Genomic DNA, 18,865 nt, shown 5'->3' with positions numbered 1-18,865 from the left:
GGCAGGTGGAGACCCGAGGAGCCATCGTGGCTGAGCTGCACGTCGAGTTGGTCGCAGCCGACCGTCAGGTCTGGTCCGGCGAGGCCAGCCTTGTCGTCGCGCGCACCCCGTCGGGCGACATCGGCGTCATGCCCGGACATCAGCCGCTGCTCGGCGTGCTGCAGTCGGGCCCGGTGACGATTCGTACGACCGGCGAGAGCGGGGACGGCACCGTCGTCGCCGCTGTGCACGGCGGCTTCATCTCTTTCGCCGACAACAAGCTGTCTCTGCTCGCGGAGATCGCGGAACTGTCGGACGAGATCGATGTCCAGCGCGCGGAGCGGGCCCTGGAGCGAGCGAAGTCGGAGGCCGACGCGGCCGCCGAGCGTCGCGCCGATGTCCGTCTGCGTGCGGTGACGGGCGTTCACTGAGCCCCGCCACCGACGAGATCGATCCTCAGCCGCGGGCTGCCCGGACTCCTCCGGAGCGGCCCGCGGCTGAGGCAATGCAGGTGCGTTTCCGTCCCCCGGGCTCCGTCCGGGGTACCCCATCGAGGCGAGGAGGTCGGTCGAGATGGTCCTCGCTCTGCTTGTGAGCGGCGCGGTCGTGCTGGTGGTGCTGCTGGGGCTGTTCGTCTTCGGACTGCGGCGACGGCTCATCCAGCGGTCCGGCGGCACGTTCGACTGCAGCCTGCGCTGGGACGTTCCGGAGACCGAGACGGAGCCCAGCGGCAAGGGCTGGATCTATGGCGTGGCGCGCTACAACGGGGACCGGATCGAGTGGTTCCGGGTGTTCTCCTACGCGCCCCGGCCCCGCCGCGTCCTGGAGCGCTCCGCCATCGAGGTCGTCGAGCGCCGCACCCCCCAGGGTGAGGAAGAGCTGGCGCTGCTCTCCGACTCCCTCGTGCTCGCCTGTCGCCACCGCGGTACGCGGCTGGAACTGGCGATGAGCGAGGACGCCCTCACCGGCTTCCTCGCCTGGCTGGAGGCTGCTCCGCCCGGCCAGCGCGTCAACGTGGCGTGAGCGAGGAACGACTCGTGGCACCGTGCCGCGCACTGCGGCCCGGGCGCGGGTGAACGCCGCCTGAGGGCCGGCAGCTGCCCCGTCACGGCGCGTCGACCCCCAACTCCTGTGCCAGGACCGCGGCTTGCACCCGGCTGCGCAGACCCAGCTTGGCCAGCAGGCGGCTCACATGTGTTTTGACGGTCGCCTCCGCCATGGTCAGCCGCGTCGAGATCTCGGCGTTCGACAGGCCCCGCCCCAGACAGCCGAGCACCTCGCGCTCGCGCCGGGTGAGCGCGTCCAGAACGGCCGGATCAGGCGCGTCACCGGCCGGTGCCCGCCGCACCGCCCGAGTCGGGTCGGCGAACTCCGCGATCAGCCGGCGGGTCACGGCAGGGGCGATCAGCCCGTCGCCGGACGCCACGGTCCGCACCGCGGACAGCAGGGCGGCCGCGTCGCTGTCCTTCAGCAGGAACCCCGCGGCGCCCGCCCGCAGCGCCCCGAAGATGTACTCGTCCAGGTCGAACGTGGTCAGCACCAGGACGTCCGCCAGGCTCTCCGCGACGACCTGGCGGGTGGCGGAGACCCCGTCGAGCCGGGGCATCTGGATGTCCATGAGCACCAGGTCGGGGCGCAGCTCTCGGGCCAGGCGTACCGCCTCCTCGCCGTCCGCGGCCTCCCCGACCACGTCGATGTCGGGGGCGGAGCGCAGGATGAGCACGAGCCCGGCGCGTACGGCGGACTGATCCTCCGCGACGAGGACCCGGATCGGCGGCCGGGTGGCGTCCGTCATCGTCACTCTCCCTCCTCGGGTGCCGGCAGCACTGCCCGCACCTGCCAGAACCGACCGGCCGGGCAGCTCTCCGGGCCGGCCTCGAACGCCCCGCCCAGCAGGGCGACCCGCTCGCGCATCCCGACCAGTCCGGCGCCGGATCCGGGCGCGCGGGGCCGCGGCCGCTCGGCGAACGGGCTGCTGACGGTGACGGTGAGCGCCGTGCCCCGCTCATGGGTGATCCGCACCCGCACCTCGCCCGGTGCCGCGTGCTTGAGGGCGTTGGTCAGCGACTCCTGCACGATGCGGTACGCGGCGAGCTCGACCGGCGCGGCCACCGCGGACCGGCCGCCGTCGGCGGACCGGGCGTCGTCCAGGACGAAGGCCAGCCCGCTGCTCGCGCCGTTCGTGCCGGCCTTGGTGAGCAACGCGTCGAGGCCGTCGAGGGTGGGCGTCGCGGCCGGCTCCGCGGTGCCGCCGGGCGCTCGGGGGTCTCGCAACAGACCGATGAGACGGCGCATTTCGGCCAGACCTTGCACGCTGTTCTCGCGGATCACACCGAGCGCCTCACGCGTCGCCGCAGGGTCGTCGAGGGTCTGCGCCGCGGTGGTGTGGATCGCGATGGCGGACAGGTGGTTGGCGACCACGTCGTGCAGTTCGCGCGCCATGCGGGCGCGTTCGCCGGCGACCGCCTGGGCCCGGTCGACCTCGGCGAGCAGCGCGGTCTGCTCGGCACGCAGCCGGGCGGCCTGCGCGGCGTCCCGGTGGTTGCGGATGATCAACCCGGTCCAGGCCGGGGCGACGGTGCCCAGGGCGATGGCGATGCTGAGCGTCACCACCTGCGGGTCGTGCCGGAACGCGGTGAGCACGACGGTCGCCAACACGGTCACCAGCACGGTGGACTGCGGGATCCGGCGGGCGGCGGCCGGGCCGCCGTAGAGGACGGCCGCGTAGATCAGGTCCGTGAACATCAGGACGGTGGCGATGAGGGTGCCGGAGCAGATGTCCAGGGCCAGCGCCGCGAGCGCGATCCCCAGTGCGGTCATCGGGGCGGTACGGCGCAGCAGTTCGGTCCCGGACATGACGGCCAGCGCGACGAGGGTGAGCGCGGGCGGCAGGCCGAGGAGCGGTGGGCCGCCGTGCAGATTCAGCGTCCAGAGCAGCAGCCCGCCGAGCAGGCCGCCGCCCGCGATGAGCACATCGGTGCGGTGCGGCCGGCCTGGGGCGGTGAAGGATCTGGCGGTCACCCCACCATCAAACAGGGCGCCGGGGCCCGCCGCCTCCACGTCCGGGCCGGGATGGCCGCCGGTCGACTACATCGAAAGATGCAGTCCTGGATCGTCGCGCACGACGACGTGGCGGGCGGCCCGCGCTGCGAGCCTTGAGGTGTTCGTCCCGAGAGGAGAGACACCGTGGTCGTCACGTTGATCATCGTCTGCGAGGTCGGCTTCTGGGTGCTGCTCGTCGCCGGTCTGGCGCTGCGCTACCTGGCCCGCATGCCGCGCACCGGAGCGGCGGTGCTCCTGATGGAGCCGCTGCTGGAGCTGATCCTGTTGGTCGTCACCGCGATCGACCTGAAGAACGGCGCGACCGCGGACTGGAAGCACGGCCTGGCCGCCGTCTACATCGGCTACACGGTCGCCTACGGGCACTACACCATCGCCTGGGTTGACGGGCACTTCGCGCATCGCTTCGCCGGCGGACCGCCGCCGGTCAAGCCCCCGCGCTACGGTCTCGCCCGCGCCGCGCACGAGGGGAAGCTGTGGCTGCGTACGGTGCTGATGGCGGCGGTCGCGTCGGGCCTGCTCCAGCTGGCGATCTGGTACGTCGGCGAGGGCGGTGACACCGCGTCGCTGCGCGGGTGGCAGTTCACCACGGGCCGGATGGCCGCGATCCACGGCCTGATCGCCCTGACGTATCTCCTCTGGCAGAAGAAGGACCCGGGCGGCCCCGCGTCCCCCGGGACGCGGGACCGCGCGCAGGAGAAGTCCCTCCGCTGACGCCCGGACCCCGGGCCGGGCGGCCCGGGCCGTGTCCTGCCTAGCGCTCGCCGCCCGGCACCCACAGCACGTCGCCGACCTCCTTGTTGGCGCAGCGCGCGAGGATGAACAGCAGGTCGGACAGCCGGTTGAGGTAGGTGGCGGTGAGCGGGTTCATCGTCTCGCCGTGCTCCTCGAAGGCCGCCCAGGTCGAACGCTCCGCGCGGCGTACGACCGTGCACGCCTGGTGGAGCAGGGCCGCGCCGGCCGTGCCGCCGGGGAGGATGAAGCTGCGCAGCTTCTCCAACTGCTCCAGGAAGCTGTCGCAGTCGGCCTCCAGCTTGTCGATGTAGGTCTGCTCGACGCGCAGCGGCGGGAATTCGGGGTTCTCCACCACGGGGGTGGAGAGGTCGGCGCCGACGTCGAAGAGGTCGTTCTGCACCCGCAGCAGCACCGCGGCGACGTCGTCGGGCAGTGAACCGAGCGCCAGGGCCACGCCGATGGCCGCGTTGGCCTCGTTGGCGTCCGCGTAGGCCGAGATCCGGGAGTCGGTCTTGGCGGTGCGGCTCATGTCGCCGAGGGCGGTGGTGCCCTTGTCGCCGGTGCGGGTGTAGATGCGGGTCAGATTCACCATACGGACGACCCTACGCCGCGGACTTCTTGAAGGCCCGTGTGCAAAGCGTCACGGAGACCAGGGTCAGCGCGAGTGCGACGAGGACACCGCGGAGCAGCGCAGCGGAGGCGTAGCCCCCGGTGAACGCCTCCCGGACCGCGTCGACGAGATAGCGGAACGGCATCAGGTGCGAGAGCACATCGAGCCACCCCGGCCCCAGGGTCATCGGCAGCATCAGCCCGGACAGCAGCATCGACGGCATGGTGACGGCGTTGATGACGGGCGCGAACTCCTGCGGGGTGCTGACCTTCAGGGCCAGCGCGTGGGACAGCGAGGAGAGGGCGAGGGTGAGGACGGCGACGAACGCGAGACCGATGAGGACGCCGGGCAGCGGGGCGCGCAGGCCCATCGCGACGGCCGCCAGCACCAGCAGCACGGACTGGACGACGAGCAACGCGACGTCCCGCAGCACCCGCCCGAGCAGCAGCGCCAGGCGGCTGACGGGGGTCACGCGCATCCGCTCCACGACACCGAACTGCTTCTCCAGGAGGATGCCGAATCCGCAGAACCCGCCGCCGAACAGGGCGAGTTGGAGCAGCAGGCCGGGCACCAGCACCTGCCAGGAGCTGGTGCCGGCGGGGCCGAGCGGCAGATCGGTGAGCAGTGGACCGAAGAACAGCAGGTACAGCAGCGGCATCAGCAGTCCGAAGAGCATCTGGAGCCGGGAGCGCAGGGTCTGCCGGGCGTACCGCCCGAAGATGAGAGCGGTGTCGGTGAGCAGGGTGGACATCGGGGGACTCCTGGAGGGCGGGGGAGGGGTGCGGCGACGGGCGGTCGTGGAGCTCAGACCGCGACGGGGGCGGTGTCCGCGGCGGGGGCGCCGCGTCCGGTGATGGCGAGAAAGGCGTCCTGCAGCGATGCGTCGGCGGATCCCGCGTACGTGGTCTTGAGCTCCCGCGGTGTGCCCTCCGCGACGACCACGCCCTTGTCGACGATCACCAGGCGGTCGGCGAGGGCGTCGGCCTCGTCCAGGTAGTGGGTGGTCAGGAACACGGTGGTGCCGTGCTCGGCGCGGATGCGGCGGACCAGCTCCCACAGGCCGGCCCGGCTGCCGGGGTCCAGGCCGGTCGTCGGCTCGTCGAGGAAGAGCACCCGGGGCCGGTGCACGAGGCCCATCGCCAGGTCCAGCCTTCTGCGCTGACCGCCGGAGAGGGCGGCGGTCCTGCGGTCGAGCACCTCGGTCAGGCCCAGTTCGGCGGCCAGTTCCTCGGTACGGGCGAGCGCCCGGTGCTTGGTCAGGCGGTAGAGGCGGCCCTGGGTGACCAGCTCCTCGCGCACCGAGACGTGGGGGTCGACGCCGCCGGACTGGGCGACGTACCCGGAGGCGCGGCGCACTCCCGCGGGATCGCGGACCAGATCGCAGTCGGCCACGGTCGCGCTGCCGCCGGTGGGCGCCAGCAGCGTGGTGAGCATCCGCAGGGTGGTGGTCTTGCCCGCCCCGTTGGGGCCGAGGAAGCCGAGAATCTCGCCGCGGTCGGCGCTGAGGTCGATGCCGCGCACGGCTTCGACGGGACCGCTCTTGGTGGTGAAGGTCCGGGCGAGTCCGGACGCGCTGATGACTGGCATGGGGACAGAAAAACAGAGCATCACCAATATTGCAATGTCTCCAAAATTTGATGGAGCTCAGCGAAGGGTAGGGTGAAGGCATGGCAGAGGGGCTCAGGGAGCGGAAGAAACGGCAGACCCGGCAGCACATCTCGGACGTGGCCACCGGCCTGTTCCTGGAGCGCGGCTTCGACGCGGTGACCATCGCCGAGGTCGCCGAGGCGGCCGACGTCTCGGTCAACACCGTCTACAACTACTTCCCGGCGAAGGAAGACCTCTTCCTGGACCGCAGCAAGAACCTGGTGGACCGGTTGTCGCGTTCCGTACGCGGCCGCGACAAGGGTGAGTCCGCGGCCGCCGCGGTGCTGCGCGAACTGCGCGAGGAGGCCGTCGCCGTCTCGCCGTCTCTCGGTCTGATCGACGGCTACGACCGCTTCATGCGGGTGGTCCACGACGCCCCCACCCTCAAGGCCCGGCTCTGGTACCTCCAGCAGGAGAGCCTGGTCAACCTGGAGGACACCCTCCGTGAGGAGACCGGCGCCGGCCCCGAGGACCCGCTGCCGCTGCTCGTCGCCGGCCAGATCTCCTGGGTGCACTCCACCGTCATCGGCGCCATCGCCCGCGAGATGCTCACCGGCCGCACCGCCGCCGAGGTGTCCAGGGACGCGCTCGTCCTGCTGGACGAGATGGAGGAACTGTTGAGCGAAAAGGTGCTCAACTACGCCGTACGGGCGGACGAATGACGGCCGGGTGGCGGGTTTGGGGCCCCGGCCGGCACCCCGTCGGTGTGATGTCCGTCATCTGAGACGTGACGCGCATCTCTTCCCTACCAAACGATCGCTCACGACCGCTAACGTCGCCCTGAGAGCCGTTAAGTGCACAGGGTGTTAGGGGACAGCAGTGGCAAGGAAGCTCGCCGTCATCGGAGCCGGACTCATGGGTTCGGGAATCGCGCAGGTCTCCGCCCAGGCGGGCTGGGACGTCGTCCTCCGCGATGTGACGGACGGCGCGCTGGCCCGCGGCAAGGGTGGCATCGAGGCGTCGTACGAGAAGTTCGTCGCCAAGGGGAAGCTGGAGGCGTCCGCCGCCGAGCAGGCGCTGGCCCGGATCACCACCACGACCGAGCTGGAAGCCGTCGCCGACGCCGACATCGTCGTCGAGGCCGTCTTCGAGCGGATCGAGGTCAAGCGGGAGATCTTCCAGGCGCTGGACAAGCTCGCCAAGGACGACGCGGTGCTGGCCTCCAACACCTCCGCCATCCCGATCACCAAGATCGCCGCCGCCACCTCGCGGCCCGAGCGGGTCGTGGGCACGCACTTCTTCTCGCCGGTGCCGATGATGCAGCTGTGCGAACTGGTGCGCGGCTACAAGACCAGCGACGAAACCCTCGCCACCGCGCGGGAGTTCGCCGAGTCCGTCGGCAAGACCTGCGTCGTCGTCAACCGCGACGTCGCCGGCTTCGTCACCACCCGCCTCATCACGGCGCTGGTCGTCGAGGCCGCGAAGCTGTACGAGTCCGGTGTGGCGACCGCCGAGGACATCGACATCGCCTGCAAGTTGGGGTTCGGCCACGCGATGGGACCGCTGGCCACCGCCGATCTGACCGGCGTCGACATCCTGCTGCACGCCGCCGACAACATCTACACCGAGTCCCAGGACGAGAAGTTCGCGTCGCCGGAGATCATGCGGCGAATGGTCGATGCGGGCGATATCGGCCGCAAGAGTGGGCAGGGCTTCTACGAGCACTGAGACCGCGTCAGGTGCCCCTTCAGCAGGGGCACCCGATTGCTTCACCCCTCGGGGTGAATTCGGTATCGGTTCGCTTACAGGCGGCAACTTCGCCGCATGAGAGGCAGTCAGTTCTGTAGACGCCAACACACGAGTACCCATGACTTCGGGGAGCGCATATGCACATCAGGGGCGACCACGTCGAGCTGGTCGTCGGGGGCCGCCTCGACGTCCGCAGCGCGGCGGACGCCCGTACGGCCCTGCACACCGCCGTCGACTCCGGTCGCGGGGATCTCGTGCTGGACCTGACCGAGCTGGATTCCTGGGATGCCACCGGCCTCGGCGTGATCATGGGTGTGCACCGCCGTGCCGGCCGGGTCAACCGGCGGCTCGTGCTGCGCGGCGTGCCACCTCAGATGCAGCGCCTCCTGGTCGCCACCCGCCTGCACCGTATCCTCGCCATCGAGGGCGGCATCGAAGCGGAATCGCTTCCTCGCGTGTGACGCAAGGGCCGTGGCGGCCGGTCCGCCCCGCAGCGCCGACCCCGTGCAGGGGCGGCAAAAGCCGCACACCAGCAGACTTCCACTACGGCGGGATGTTCCGGTCATCGCCGGACCCCGGCGATGCGTCGGCCCGCACTCCAGGTCTAAGGTTCGCATCCCCGCCCTACGCCACGGCAGCGGCGGGCACCGGACCGGACGCGACGGCTGAGACACCCCGGCCGGAGCCGGGGGAGTGCGGACGGCCGGAGGAGCAGTCGGCACGCCACGTCTGGGGGCTTTGAGCATGGACCGGAACACCCACCGGGGGCCTGAGGAGTACGCCACGCAGGGCAGCCCTGCCGAGCCTCCGGCACCCGCCTTCGGCAGCGCGCACAGCCGCGCCGACGGACCGGTCCGCGTCGTACGGCTCGTCTCGGGCCGCTACCTCGTCACCGTCAACCCCGTCGACGGCAGCGAGATGGAGCCCTGCCCACCCGGCGAGCGCCCCGCCACACCCGGCAAGCTCACCCCGCAGGAACGGGCCGCGGCCACCCGCGCCGCGGCACCGCCGCTGCCCGCCGCCCCGCCCGGATTCGCCGGCCACGAAGCCGCCCTGGAAGAGCGCGCGGAGGAAACCGAGCGCCTGGCCCGGCTGCTCTCCCGCGGCCGCTCGGTACGCGTCACCGGCCCCTCGGGCACGGGCCGCACCCGGCTGCTGGAAGCCGTCGCCACCGCCTGCGCCGACCTCGCCCCCGACGGCGTCGTACGCCTCTCCGGCTACCACCGCTCTCCCAACGACGTCCTCCAGGCGCTCGCCGCCGCGGTGTACCGCCTCCCGCAGCACCGCCCGGAGCGCCCTGAGCTGTTGCAGCTGCTCGGCGGCATCGGCGCGATCGTCGTCGTCGACGACCTGGAGTTCGGCGGCGCCGCGCTCGACGAACTCCTCGAAGCGACCCCCGAATGCGCCTTCCTGATCGGTGCCACCCCCGACGTCGCGCCGCCCGGCACCGGCTCCCACCTCGAAGAGGTCTTCCTCGGCGGAGTCGGCCGGAACGGCTGCGTACGGTTGCTGGAGCGTGCCCTGAGCCGGCCGCTCACGCACGAGGAGGCGGCCTGGGCGGCTGACCTCTGGTTCGAGTCCGAGGGCCTGCCCCTGCGGTTCGTACAGGCCGCGGCCCTGCTGCGGCAGCGCGACAAGCTGAGCGCCGGGCCCGGCGCGCTCGACGACGGCTACGGCCTGTTCCCCGAGGAATCCGGTGACCCGGACGCCGAGGCCGCAGATCCCGCAGAGCCCGCCGACCGCCCGGAGGCCCCGCTGCCCTCCCGGGCCGAGGCCGCCTCCCCCGCTCCGCTGCTCGCCGCCCGGCTCGGCGCCGCCGCCCAGGAGACGCTGCGCTTCGCCGTCGCGCTCGGCGGCGAAGTGCCGCACCAGGCGCACCTGCCCGCGCTCACCCAGGACACCCACGCCGACGCAGCCCTCGCCGATCTGCTGGCCTGCGGCCTGATCACCCCCGCCGGGAGCCACTACCGGCTCGCCGCGACCGTCCAGGACCAACTGGAGGCCGCAGGCTACGCCGAGGGCGCCACCGGCCGGGCCCACACCGCGGCCCAGCACTACGCCTGGTGGGCCGGCCACCCCTCGGTCACTCCCGAGCGGGCCGCAGCCGAGGCCGACGCGATCCTGGCCGCCATGGGCGTACTGACCGGCAGCCGGGAGAGCGGGCACGCCAGTGCGGCCGTGCTGCTCGTCCGTACCGCCGCACCGGCGTTCGCCGCGGCCCTGCACTGGAGCGCCTGGGAGCGCAGCCTCCGGCACGGCCAGGAGGCCGCCCGACTGGCCGGCGAGGTGGCGGAGGAGGCCTACTTCCACCACGAGCTGGGCGTCCTGGCCCTGTGTACCGGCAACGTCGACCGGGCGCGGGCCGAACTGGAGGCGTCCATCGGGCTGCGCGGTGTGCTCTCCGACCGTGACGGCGCGGTGGCCGGCCGGCGGGCCCTGGCGCTGGTCACCGACCGGACGCGGGCCGAGTCCACCGCCGCCGCCCCGGCCCGCCTCGCACAGACCGCACCGGGCACGAAGACCCCCGGCGCCGCGACCCCGGCGGCGAAGTCCCTCGGCACACCGTCCGCACCGGCCGACAGCGGGCCCACCGCCCCGGTACGCATCTCGCGCACCGGGGAGACCGCCGCGACCGTCGTCGCCCGGGGCGCCGCGTCCGCCGCGGCCGCATCCGGAAGCGGCGGCGAGGCCGGCACCGGTCGGGCCGCGGCCCGTGGTGCCCGCCGCAATCTGGTCGCCGCGGGCGCCGGCGCGCTGCTCGTCGCCGTGCTCGGCACCGTCGTCACCCTCGGCGTCACCTCGGACGACGACGCCAAGGGCGACCGCACCGGCACGGAGCAGGGCACGGACGACGGCGGCAGCGCCGAGCTGCCCGCCGACGGGCCCGACACGGGAGCGAGCCTGCCGCCCACCCGTACCGGCACCGCCCAGGAGGGCAGCCCGGGTCACCGTGACAGCCCGTCCCCGTCGAACAGCGGCTCCGCCACCAGCGCGGCACCGACGGAGACCGGCAGCGGGCCGACGGACGGCACGACCGGTCCGAGCGAGCCGACCGGCAAGCCGACCCGCCCCACCGGGAAGCCGACCCGCCCCACCCACACCCCGACCGAAGAGCCCACCGACCCGACCCCCACCGACGAGCCGACCGGCGAGCCCACGGACCCGACGCCGACCGGGGAGCCCACGGAGAAGCCGACGACCCAGAGCCCGTCGCAGACGACCGCCGGCGCGGCACCCACCCAGGAGGCCGCGCCCTCCGGCGACGGCAGTTCCACGGCGTCCGCCGAGCCCGCACCCGCCGGCTGACACCGACAGGACACAGCGCAACGGCCCGGTACGCGGCCGGCCCGCCACATCGGCGGCCGGCCCCCTACCGGGCCGTTGCGCTGCCGGGTCCGCCCGCCGTGGCGGCCGGACCCGACCAGGTCAGAACAGGCGCAGCTTGTCGTCCTCGATGCCGCGCAGCGCGTTGTAGTCGAGCACGACGCAGCCGATTCCGCGGTCGGTCGCCAGCACGCGGGCCTGCGGCTTGATCTCCTGCGCGGCGAAGATGCCCTTGACCGGGGCCAAGTGCGGGTCGCGGTTGAGGAGTTCGAGGTAGCGGGTGAGCTGCTCGACGCCGTCGATCTCGCCGCGGCGCTTGATCTCCACCGCGACGGTCCCGCCATCGGAGTCCCGGCACAAGATATCCACCGGGCCAATGGCGGTGGGGTATTCACGCCGAATCAAGGAATAGCCCTCGCCGAGGGTCTCGATCCGGTCCGCGAGCAGCTCCTGGAGGTGGGCCTCCACCCCGTCCTTGATGAGGCCGGGATCGACGCCGAGTTCGTGCGAGGAGTCGTGCAGGACCTCCTCCAGCGTGATGATGAGCTTCTCGCCGCCCTTGTTCTCCACCGTCCACACATCGCCGTCCCCCTCCTTGAGGGAACAGGGCGGGGACATCCAGTTGAGTGGTTTGTAGGCCCGGTCGTCCGCGTGAATGGAGACGGAGCCGTCCGCCTTCACCAGGATGAGACGGGGGGCCGAGGGGAGGTGGGCCGTGAGCCGGCCCGCGTAGTCCACGGAGCAGCGGGCGATGACGAGACGCATGGTGCGTCACGCTACTCGACCGGAGGGCGCTGACGCGATTCGCCCCTGGATCCACCTGTTCGGCATTGGCCGGTTGTATGTGCAATCTCCTGGTGCGGGCCTCTTGTGCGGCATACCGTTGAAGCAGGGGGTCGTGATACGAACACGCTGCGTCGCGGCGCCCCTTGTCCCATTCCTGAGGCCCCGTCCCGGCGGGGTCGCGAGAGGAGAACCTCATGTCGCTCGACGTCTCACCGGCCCTCCTCGAACAGGCCGAGCGAGGCGAGGTCGACGAAGCCGCATTTGTCGACTGCGTCCGGACCTCCCTGCCCTATGCATGGGGGATGATCAGCTCCCTGGTGGCCCAGCTGAAGGTGGACGGTGGAGAGTTCGCCGACAACCAGACGCCGCCGCCGGACGAGCAGGCGCGAGGCCAGCTGCTGCGCGCCCTGGCGAGTGACGCGATACGCGGTTCGTTGGAGCGCCACTTCGGTGTGCGTCTCGCCTTCCAGAACTGCCATCGGGTCGCGGTGTTCCCGCTCGACCCGGTGGTGGACGACCGTCTGGCCCGCTTCACCTCCATCCGGGGTCAGCTGCTCAACCAGTCGCCGGAACTCCGCGACTGCTGAGCGGAGTTGCTGCCGCTGCGTAGCGCGTTCCGGCATGTTCGGTGCCCATACGCCAGCGGCAGCACCACCGTCGACCGCCCGTCCCCGCCCCTTCGAGAGCACGGCGCCTCGCATGACCGCACCACGGGCACTGCCAGAGTCATCCGCACGCCAACACGGCGGCAGCACAGCGCAGGCCGCCCCGTCGGGCCCGGCGGGGTCACCCCAACTGCGGCAGAACCTCCGCGCCCAGCCGGCGGACGTTCTCCTCGGTGGCGGCGAGATCGCCGGACCCCTCGACGAGCAGCGCGAACCTCCGCACGCCCGTACGCTCCGCCGTCGCCGCGAGCCGGTCGGCGCACAGCGCGGGCGGGCCGACGGGATGCAGCCCGCACAACAGCTCGGTGTACGCCAGCGGGTCACGCATCGCGCGATAGCGGCCGTCGACGGTCACATGCGCACCCAGCCCCTGCCGGAGCCAGCCGGGCATCGACTTCGCCAGCGTCTCGGCCGCGTCCCCGGGGCCGTCGGCGATCTGCACCACGCCCGCCGAGACATGCTCGGCCGCCGCCACTTCGTCGCCGTCCCGCCCGGCCTCCAGGGCGGCCGACCGCCACAGGGCGACCATGTCCGCCTTCTCCTCGTCGCCGCAGTGCATGCCGAGCAGCATCGGCAGTCCGCGCTCCGCGGCCAGCCGGACCGAGGAGGGCGAGGTGCAGGCGACCACCACCGGGGGGCCGGGGGGCGCGCTCGCCGGACGGTCCAGGCCGGCCAGCGCCTCCGAAGGACGCGGTACGACCGCGACCTCACGGAACGAGAAGCGCTCGCCGTCCGCCCCGACCCGGGGCTCGCGCAGCCAGCGCAGCAGCAGATCGAGCGATTCGGGGAAGCCGTGGTCGTAGGCGGCGAGGCCCGAGCCGAAGACCTCCAGATCCACCCAGGGGCCGCCACGGCCGACGCCGAGCGTGAACCGCCCGTCGGACGTCAGGTGCAGCAAGGCGGCCTGCTCACCGAGAGCCACCGGGTGCTGGGTCGGCAGCACGCTGACGGCCGTCCCGACGCCGATCCTGCGGGTCCGGCCCAGCAGCAGCGCGGCCAGTGTCGCGGCGTTGGGGCAGACGCCGTAGGGCACGAAATGGTGTTCCGCCAGCCAGACGTCGTCGAGTCCGGCCTCCTCCGCGATCTCCGCGGAGCGCACCGCGCGGTGCAGTGCTTCCCCTTGTCCCTGACCGGGAAATTGAGCGGCCAGGATGAAAGCTCCGACACGCATCGCTCTCTGCCTCCTCGCAGCCGACGCGACTTCCCCCTTACAGGCAACAACGTCTGACACGTGCCAAGGGCACGGCCTGCCGCGAAATTTCCCGATGATCGCAGAAACGTGACGGGCCGTGCCCGCCCCCGCCGCTTCCGCGTACGCTGGTGACAGCCCGTGACTCCGTGAATCTTCCGAGGTGCCCCAGTGTCTCCGCGTCGAAACCGCCAGCGTGGCGGTGCGAAGCCCACCGAACGCCCGGGCGGGGACCGCTTCGGTCTGGAGCGGACCGAGGAGTGGCGGGGCGAGGAGTGGGCCGTGCGCCACGTCGGAGGCGGCGGCGCGGCCAAGCACTACCGCTGCCCCGGCTGCGACCAGGAGATCCCGCCCGGTGTGCCGCATGTCGTCGCCTGGCCGCAGCACGGCGACGTCGACGACCGCAGGCACTGGCACAAAGCCTGCTGGAACGCACGGGACCGCCGGAGCGCGCGGCTCCAGCGGTCCCGTAACGCGCCGCGCTACTGACGCGCGGCGAAGGTGATGCGCGCGGACTACACGTCGCGCTGCTGCTGGGCGGCGAAGGCGCCGCCCAGGACGACGGCGGTCACGCCGGTCAGGACCCACAGCGGGGTCCAGCCCTCCGGGCCCGAGGCGAAGAACGGGTTGTCGTAGAGCGTCGCCAGCGAATTGGGCACCGAGTAGTTGATCAGCGCCTCGCTGACCTTCCGCAGGCTCTCCGAGCCCGCCATGAAGACGGCCAGCAGCATCGGCAGCAGCACCACACCGAGCATGGCGCTGATCGCGCCCGCCGAATGCCGCAGCAGCGAGCCCACGGCCAGTGCCAGCAGGCCGAGCATCGACACGTAGAGGCCGGCGCCGACCGTGCCCCGCAGCCACTGGTCGGTCGTCGGGTCCGGGCCGTACAGCATCCCGGAGGTGAAGAGCGCGACGAGGGTGGTGGTGACGGTCGTGATGACGAAGGCCAGGCCGAAGAACACGATCGCCTTGGCGGCCAGCACCCGCGCCCGGCTGGGGCAGGCGGTCATGGTCGTACGGATCATCCCCGTGCCGTATTCCGAGGAGATCACCAGTACCCCGAGCGGGATGATGCACAAGGTGCCCAACAGGACGCCGAGGAAGGAGAATCCCAGCTTCGGGTCGACCATGCGGGTGGGGTCGCTCAGGGCGAGGCTGGTCAGCAGATCGACGCCGATGACCAGCAGGACGAACACGCCCAGCGTCCACAGCGTCGAGCGCACCGAGCGGATCTTCGTCCACTCCGAGGCCAGTGCGTGGCCGAGGTGGGTGCGGCGGATCGGGATGGGTGAGACATAACCGGCGTGGCCGCCCTGCCAGTTGGCGCCGGGCTGCTGCTGCGGGTGGCCCTGTTGCGGCTGACCCTGCTGGGGTGCCTGGGGTGCCTGGGGTGCCTGGGGTGCCTGAGGGGCCTGGAGGTGCGGGGCGCCCGCGTACGCGTTCTGCGGCGGGGGTGCCTGCTGGGCCTGGAGCATCATCGTGCCCGCGTCCTTGCCCGGACCGTGCGCGGCGAGCGGCTGCGGGGCCTCGCCCGACGGCTGCGGCTGGGCCTGGGGCATCGGCTGGGCCTGGAGCATCATCGTGCCCGACTCCTGGCCGGGCTGCTGCTCCGGCGCCTGCTGGGCCTGGAGCATCATCGTCCCGGCCTCCCGGGCGGGCTGCTGCTCCGGCCGGCCCTGACCGCCCGCCTGGCGCGGTGCGCCCTGCGGCTGCGGCGGCGCGGTGGGCGGCATCGGCGGGGCGGGCGGCGTCTGCTGGGCCTGCGCGGTGTCGTCGGGTCCGCGCTCAGGCTGCGGCTGCTGGGGCTGCGGCTGCTGAGGGCTGGTCATCGGGCGTCCTCGTGGTGCGGCGTGGTGGCGTCGGCGGGCTGGGCGGCGGGCGGCATCGGTGCGGCGGGCTGTTGCCCGTAGGGGTGGGGGGCGGCGTACGGCGCGGGTGCCCCGTACGGGTGACCCTGTCCCTGGGCGGGCGGCGGGTAGCCCTGCCCGGGAGCGGCTCCCGGCATCTGCTGGGCGTACGGGTCCTGCTGCGCGTAAGGGTTGGGCTGCCCCTGACCCGGCTGACCGGGCGGGTATCCCGGGCCCGCGTACCCCTGCGGCGCGCCGTGCGGAACGCCGCCCTGGGGCGCGTACCCCGCCGCGGCCTCCTGCAGTCCGGACCGCTGGTCGGCCGTGGAGCGGTAGTCCACGGCGCCCTGCGTCAGCTGCATGTACGCCTCCTCCAGGGACGCCTGGTGCGGCGACAGCTCCCAGAGCCGGACGTCGGCGCCGTGTGCGAGGTCGCTGATGCGGGGCAGCGGCAGCCCGGTCACCCGCAGCGCACCGTCCTGCTCCGCCGCGACCTGCCCGCCGGCCTCGCCGAGCGCCGCGGTCAGCTTCTCGCGCTGCTCGGCGTCGGCGTCGGGGACGCGTACCCGGGCGAAATCGGCGGAGTTGGCCGAGATGAAGTCCTTGACCGACATGTCCGCGAGCAGCTGGCCGCGCCCGATCACGATCAAGTGCTCCGCGGTGAGGGCCATCTCGCTCATGAGGTGCGAGGAGACGAAGACCGTGCGGCCCTCGGAGGCCAGCTGCTTCATCAGATTGCGCACCCACAGGATGCCCTCGGGGTCGAGGCCGTTGACCGGCTCGTCGAAGAGCAGCACCTGCGGGTCGCCGAGCAGCGCCGCCGCGATGCCGAGCCGCTGGCCCATGCCCAGCGAGAAGCCGCTGGAGCGCCGCCTGGCGACGCCCTGCAGGCCCACCACGCCGAGCACCTCGTCGACCCGCCGGGCCGGGATGCCGGACAGCTGGGCGAGCGAGAGCAGGTGCTGGCGCGCGCTGCGGCCGCCGTGCACCGCCTTGGCGTCGAGCAGCGCGCCCACCTGGCGGGGGGCGTTGGGGAGCTTGCGGAAGGGGTGGCCGCTGACGGTGGCGTGGCCGGAGGTCGGGGTGTCCAGGCCCAGAATCATGCGCATCGTCGTCGACTTGCCGGAGCCGTTGGGCCCCAGGAAGCCGGTGACCGTGCCCGGCCGTACCTGGAACGACAGGTTGTGCACGGCCGTCTTGGCGCCATAGCGCTTCGTCAGGCCGACTGCCTCGATCATTCTCCGCCCCTCGCGAGATGGTGGCGGGGCAGAGGCGCCCTCGTGCCCCCGTGAGGGTTAGGAGGCTATCGGTCCCTTGACGGTTCCCGTCAAAACGCGGGAGAGGGATGCGTCACCCGGGATGACGGGCCGCGGCGGTCCCGCTGACGGCGCCGGCCGCCCGGGGAGGCGCAGGCGCCGCTCAGCTGCCGGGACGGTCAGGCGTCGCGCTTCTTGAACAGCACGAAACCGCCGGCCAGCGCGGCCGCCGTCCACGCGACCATGATGGCGATCCCGCCCCACGGGCCGTACGGCACGTTCTCGTCGAGCGGCGTGACCACCTCCATGACCTTCCGGCCCGCCTGGTCGGGGAGATAGCGGCCGACCTTACGGGTCGCCGAGACGTTCCCGAGGATGTTGGAGATCAGGAAGAAGAACGGCATCAGGATGCCCAGCGACAGCATCGGGCTGCGCAGCATCGCGGCGACACCCATCGAGAACAGCGCGATCAGCGTCATGTAGAGCCCGCCGCCGAAGACCGCGCGCAGCACCCCCGGGTCGCCGAGGTATGCCCGGTGCTCGCCCAGGACCGCCTGGCCCGCGAAGAAGGTCGCGAAGCTGGTCGCCAGCCCGACCAGGAAGACCAGCACGGTGGCGACGAGCAGCTTGCTGAAGAGGAACGTCGTCCGCTGCGGGACGGCGGCGAGCGAGGTACGGATCATGCCGGTGCTGTACTCGTTGGAGACCACCAGCACACCGAAGACGATCATCGCGAGCTGGCCCAGGCCCATCCCGGCGAAGCTGATGTTGGTGGGGTCGAAGGAGAGCCGGTCCCTGACCGACATCGAATCGAACTCGTTGCCGGCCAGGACGCAGATCAAGATGCCCAGGCCGATGGTGACGACGACGGCGACGCCGAGCGTCCACACCGTCGACTGCACCGATCTGATCTTGGTCCACTCCGAACGCAGCACCTGCGTGACCGCCGCCATCGTCAGCTCCTCTTCTTCCGCCAGTCGGCGCCCCAGCCGTCCGGCTGTCCTGCGGCCCGCCCGCCCGGCTGTCCGACCGGCTGCGGAGCCGCCGGGGGCACGCCGCCCGGCGCCGGCCCGCCCGGAACCACGACCGGCTCCCCGTCGTGGGCGTGGTACTCCACCGACTCGGCCGTCAGCTGCATGAACGCCTCTTCCAAGGACGCCTGCTGGGGGCTCAGCTCGTGCAGGGTGAGCCGGTGCCGGGCGGCCAGCTCACCCAGCCGGTCGGCGGTCACCCCGTCGATCTCCAGCGAGCCGTTGCCGACCGCCGACACCTCGATGCCCTCGGCCCGCAGCATCTCCAGCAGCCGCTCCTGCTCCGGCGACCGCATCCGTACATAGGACCGCGAGTTCTGCCGGATGAAGTCCGCCATCGAGGTGTCCGCCATCAGCTTGCCCTGCCCGATCACGATCAGGTGATCGGCGGTGAGGGCCATCTCGCTCATCAGATGGGAGGAGACGAAGACGGTACGGCCCTGGCTCGCCAGATTCTTCATCAGATGGCGGATCCAGTGGATGCCCTCCGGGTCGAGGCCGTTGACCGGCTCGTCGAACATCAGGATCTCCGGGTCGCCCAGCAGCGCCGCGGCGATGCCCAGCCGCTGGCCCATCCCCAGGGAGAACCCCTTCGAGCGCTTCCCGGCGACCGAACTCAGCCCGACCGTGTCCAGCACCTCGCCCACCCGGCTGCGCGGAATGCCGTTGCTCTGCGCCAGACACAGCAGGTGGTTGTACGCGCTCCGCCCGCCGTGCATCGCCTTCGCGTCCAGCAGTGCACCGATGTACTTCAGCGGATCCTTCAGCTGCCGGTAGTGCCTGCCGTCGATCCGGACCGTACCGGCGGTCGGGTGGTCCAGGTCGAGCATCATCCGCATGGTGGTGGACTTGCCCGCGCCGTTGGGGCCGAGGAAGCCGGTGATGATCCCGGGCCGGATCGCGCAGGTGAGGTGGTCCACCGCGATCTTGTCGCCGTAGCGCTTGGTCAGCCCCTCGAGCTCGATCATGTACTGCACGCTAGGGGCGCCCGGTGGGCCCCGCCACCGGGGCACAGCCGCCCGGCGGACCGGCACACGACCGCGCCCC

20 protein-coding genes are annotated in these 18,865 nt (G+C 72.2%); 9 read left to right on the top strand and 11 right to left on the bottom strand.

The annotated features are described in order from the left end of the window. Positions 1 to 26: 26 nt before the first annotated feature. Both QOM21_RS12190 and QOM21_RS12185 read left to right on the top strand, forming a co-directional pair. Positions 27 to 410 carry a F0F1 ATP synthase subunit epsilon gene (locus tag QOM21_RS12190; RefSeq protein ID WP_393896960.1) on the top strand — a complete coding sequence of 128 codons (384 nt, stop codon included), beginning with the start codon at positions 27 to 29 and terminating at the stop codon, positions 408 to 410. A 142-nt stretch (positions 411 to 552) separates the two neighbouring features. Beyond that, positions 553 to 1,002 carry a DUF2550 domain-containing protein gene (locus QOM21_RS12185; protein ID WP_393896959.1) on the top strand — a complete coding sequence of 150 codons (450 nt, stop codon included), beginning with the start codon at positions 553 to 555 and terminating at the stop codon, positions 1,000 to 1,002. A gap of 82 nt (positions 1,003 to 1,084) precedes the next feature. Here QOM21_RS12185 and QOM21_RS12180 read toward each other — a convergent pair whose 3' ends face one another. Together QOM21_RS12180 and QOM21_RS12175 are read right to left on the bottom strand one after the other, a co-directional pair. Beyond that, complete coding sequence (locus QOM21_RS12180; protein ID WP_407555642.1) at positions 1,085 to 1,774, bottom strand: response regulator; 690 nt, start codon at positions 1,772 to 1,774, stop codon at positions 1,085 to 1,087. A 2-nt stretch (positions 1,775 to 1,776) separates the two neighbouring features. Next, positions 1,777 to 3,000, bottom strand: coding sequence for a sensor histidine kinase (locus tag QOM21_RS12175; RefSeq protein ID WP_407549936.1), 1,224 nt, complete (start codon positions 2,998 to 3,000; stop codon positions 1,777 to 1,779). Between the two features lie 165 nt (positions 3,001 to 3,165). Between QOM21_RS12175 and QOM21_RS12170 the strand changes: the two genes are divergently transcribed. Continuing rightward, on the top strand, positions 3,166 to 3,753 hold the full coding sequence (locus QOM21_RS12170; RefSeq protein ID WP_407549935.1) for a hypothetical protein: 588 nt from the start codon (positions 3,166 to 3,168) through the stop codon (positions 3,751 to 3,753). Positions 3,754 to 3,793: 40 nt separating this feature from the next. Here the strand turns inward: QOM21_RS12170 and QOM21_RS12165 are convergent, their stop codons facing one another. From QOM21_RS12165 to QOM21_RS12155, 3 genes are read right to left on the bottom strand one after another with little or no spacing between them, the layout of a single operon-like run. After that, complete coding sequence (locus tag QOM21_RS12165; RefSeq protein WP_407549934.1) at positions 3,794 to 4,366, bottom strand: cob(I)yrinic acid a,c-diamide adenosyltransferase; 573 nt, start codon at positions 4,364 to 4,366, stop codon at positions 3,794 to 3,796. A 10-nt stretch (positions 4,367 to 4,376) separates the two neighbouring features. Next, positions 4,377 to 5,135, bottom strand: coding sequence for an ABC transporter permease (locus QOM21_RS12160; RefSeq protein ID WP_407549933.1), 759 nt, complete (start codon positions 5,133 to 5,135; stop codon positions 4,377 to 4,379). A 53-nt stretch (positions 5,136 to 5,188) separates the two neighbouring features. Beyond that, positions 5,189 to 5,971 (bottom strand): ABC transporter ATP-binding protein, encoded by a 783-nt coding sequence (locus QOM21_RS12155; RefSeq protein WP_407549932.1) that lies wholly within the window; start codon positions 5,969 to 5,971, stop codon positions 5,189 to 5,191. An 80-nt stretch (positions 5,972 to 6,051) separates the two neighbouring features. Between QOM21_RS12155 and QOM21_RS12150 the strand changes: the two genes are divergently transcribed. The 4 genes from QOM21_RS12150 to QOM21_RS12135 all read left to right on the top strand — a co-directional run bounded on the left by QOM21_RS12150 (position 6,052) and on the right by QOM21_RS12135 (position 11,026). Beyond that, complete coding sequence (locus QOM21_RS12150) at positions 6,052 to 6,693, top strand: TetR/AcrR family transcriptional regulator (RefSeq protein ID WP_407549931.1); 642 nt, start codon at positions 6,052 to 6,054, stop codon at positions 6,691 to 6,693. Positions 6,694 to 6,850: 157 nt separating this feature from the next. After that, the gene (locus QOM21_RS12145) at positions 6,851 to 7,699 is read left to right on the top strand and encodes a 3-hydroxyacyl-CoA dehydrogenase family protein (RefSeq protein ID WP_407549930.1); all 849 of its coding nucleotides are present in this window, start codon (positions 6,851 to 6,853) and stop codon (positions 7,697 to 7,699) included. Positions 7,700 to 7,857: 158 nt separating this feature from the next. Further along, complete coding sequence (locus tag QOM21_RS12140; RefSeq protein WP_393896950.1) at positions 7,858 to 8,181, top strand: STAS domain-containing protein; 324 nt, start codon at positions 7,858 to 7,860, stop codon at positions 8,179 to 8,181. A gap of 283 nt (positions 8,182 to 8,464) precedes the next feature. After that, positions 8,465 to 11,026 (top strand): ATP-binding protein, encoded by a 2,562-nt coding sequence (locus tag QOM21_RS12135; protein ID WP_407549929.1) that lies wholly within the window; start codon positions 8,465 to 8,467, stop codon positions 11,024 to 11,026. A gap of 120 nt (positions 11,027 to 11,146) precedes the next feature. Here QOM21_RS12135 and nucS read toward each other — a convergent pair whose 3' ends face one another. Continuing rightward, positions 11,147 to 11,809 carry an endonuclease NucS gene (nucS, locus tag QOM21_RS12130; protein WP_393896948.1) on the bottom strand — a complete coding sequence of 221 codons (663 nt, stop codon included), beginning with the start codon at positions 11,807 to 11,809 and terminating at the stop codon, positions 11,147 to 11,149. Between the two features lie 215 nt (positions 11,810 to 12,024). Between nucS and QOM21_RS12125 the strand changes: the two genes are divergently transcribed. Continuing rightward, positions 12,025 to 12,417, top strand: a complete 393-nt coding sequence (locus tag QOM21_RS12125; RefSeq protein ID WP_030080104.1) for an SCO5389 family protein — start codon at positions 12,025 to 12,027, stop codon at positions 12,415 to 12,417. A 199-nt stretch (positions 12,418 to 12,616) separates the two neighbouring features. Here the strand turns inward: QOM21_RS12125 and QOM21_RS12120 are convergent, their stop codons facing one another. Continuing rightward, entirely contained in the window at positions 12,617 to 13,666 is a 1,050-nt protein-coding gene (locus tag QOM21_RS12120) for an LLM class flavin-dependent oxidoreductase (protein ID WP_407549928.1), read from the bottom strand. 189 nt (positions 13,667 to 13,855) lie between these two features. Here QOM21_RS12120 and QOM21_RS12115 point away from each other — a divergent pair, with 189 nt between their 5' ends. Further along, positions 13,856 to 14,173: an ATP/GTP-binding protein gene (locus QOM21_RS12115; RefSeq protein ID WP_407549927.1), complete on the top strand. Its 318-nt coding sequence runs from the start codon at positions 13,856 to 13,858 to the stop codon at positions 14,171 to 14,173. A gap of 26 nt (positions 14,174 to 14,199) precedes the next feature. Here QOM21_RS12115 and QOM21_RS12110 read toward each other — a convergent pair whose 3' ends face one another. From QOM21_RS12110 to QOM21_RS12095, 4 genes are all read right to left on the bottom strand, one after another. Further along, on the bottom strand, positions 14,200 to 15,513 hold the full coding sequence (locus tag QOM21_RS12110) for an ABC transporter permease (protein ID WP_407549926.1): 1,314 nt from the start codon (positions 15,511 to 15,513) through the stop codon (positions 14,200 to 14,202). Then, positions 15,510 to 16,769, bottom strand: a complete 1,260-nt coding sequence (locus QOM21_RS12105; protein ID WP_407549925.1) for an ABC transporter ATP-binding protein — start codon at positions 16,767 to 16,769, stop codon at positions 15,510 to 15,512. The genes QOM21_RS12110 and QOM21_RS12105 overlap by 4 nt, the downstream gene beginning before the upstream one ends. Before the next feature lie 197 nt (positions 16,770 to 16,966). Beyond that, positions 16,967 to 17,740 carry an ABC transporter permease gene (locus QOM21_RS12100; protein ID WP_407549924.1) on the bottom strand — a complete coding sequence of 258 codons (774 nt, stop codon included), beginning with the start codon at positions 17,738 to 17,740 and terminating at the stop codon, positions 16,967 to 16,969. A gap of 2 nt (positions 17,741 to 17,742) precedes the next feature. Further along, complete coding sequence (locus QOM21_RS12095; RefSeq protein ID WP_407549923.1) at positions 17,743 to 18,786, bottom strand: ABC transporter ATP-binding protein; 1,044 nt, start codon at positions 18,784 to 18,786, stop codon at positions 17,743 to 17,745. Positions 18,787 to 18,865: the final 79 nt, after the last annotated feature.

The sequence above is a fragment of the Streptomyces sp. Pv4-95 genome (genome assembly GCF_045782725.1).
Classification (GTDB): domain Bacteria; phylum Actinomycetota; class Actinomycetes; order Streptomycetales; family Streptomycetaceae; genus Streptomyces.
Note: the sequence above shows the minus strand (reverse complement) of the source record. Positions and strands in the feature narration are given on the sequence as shown.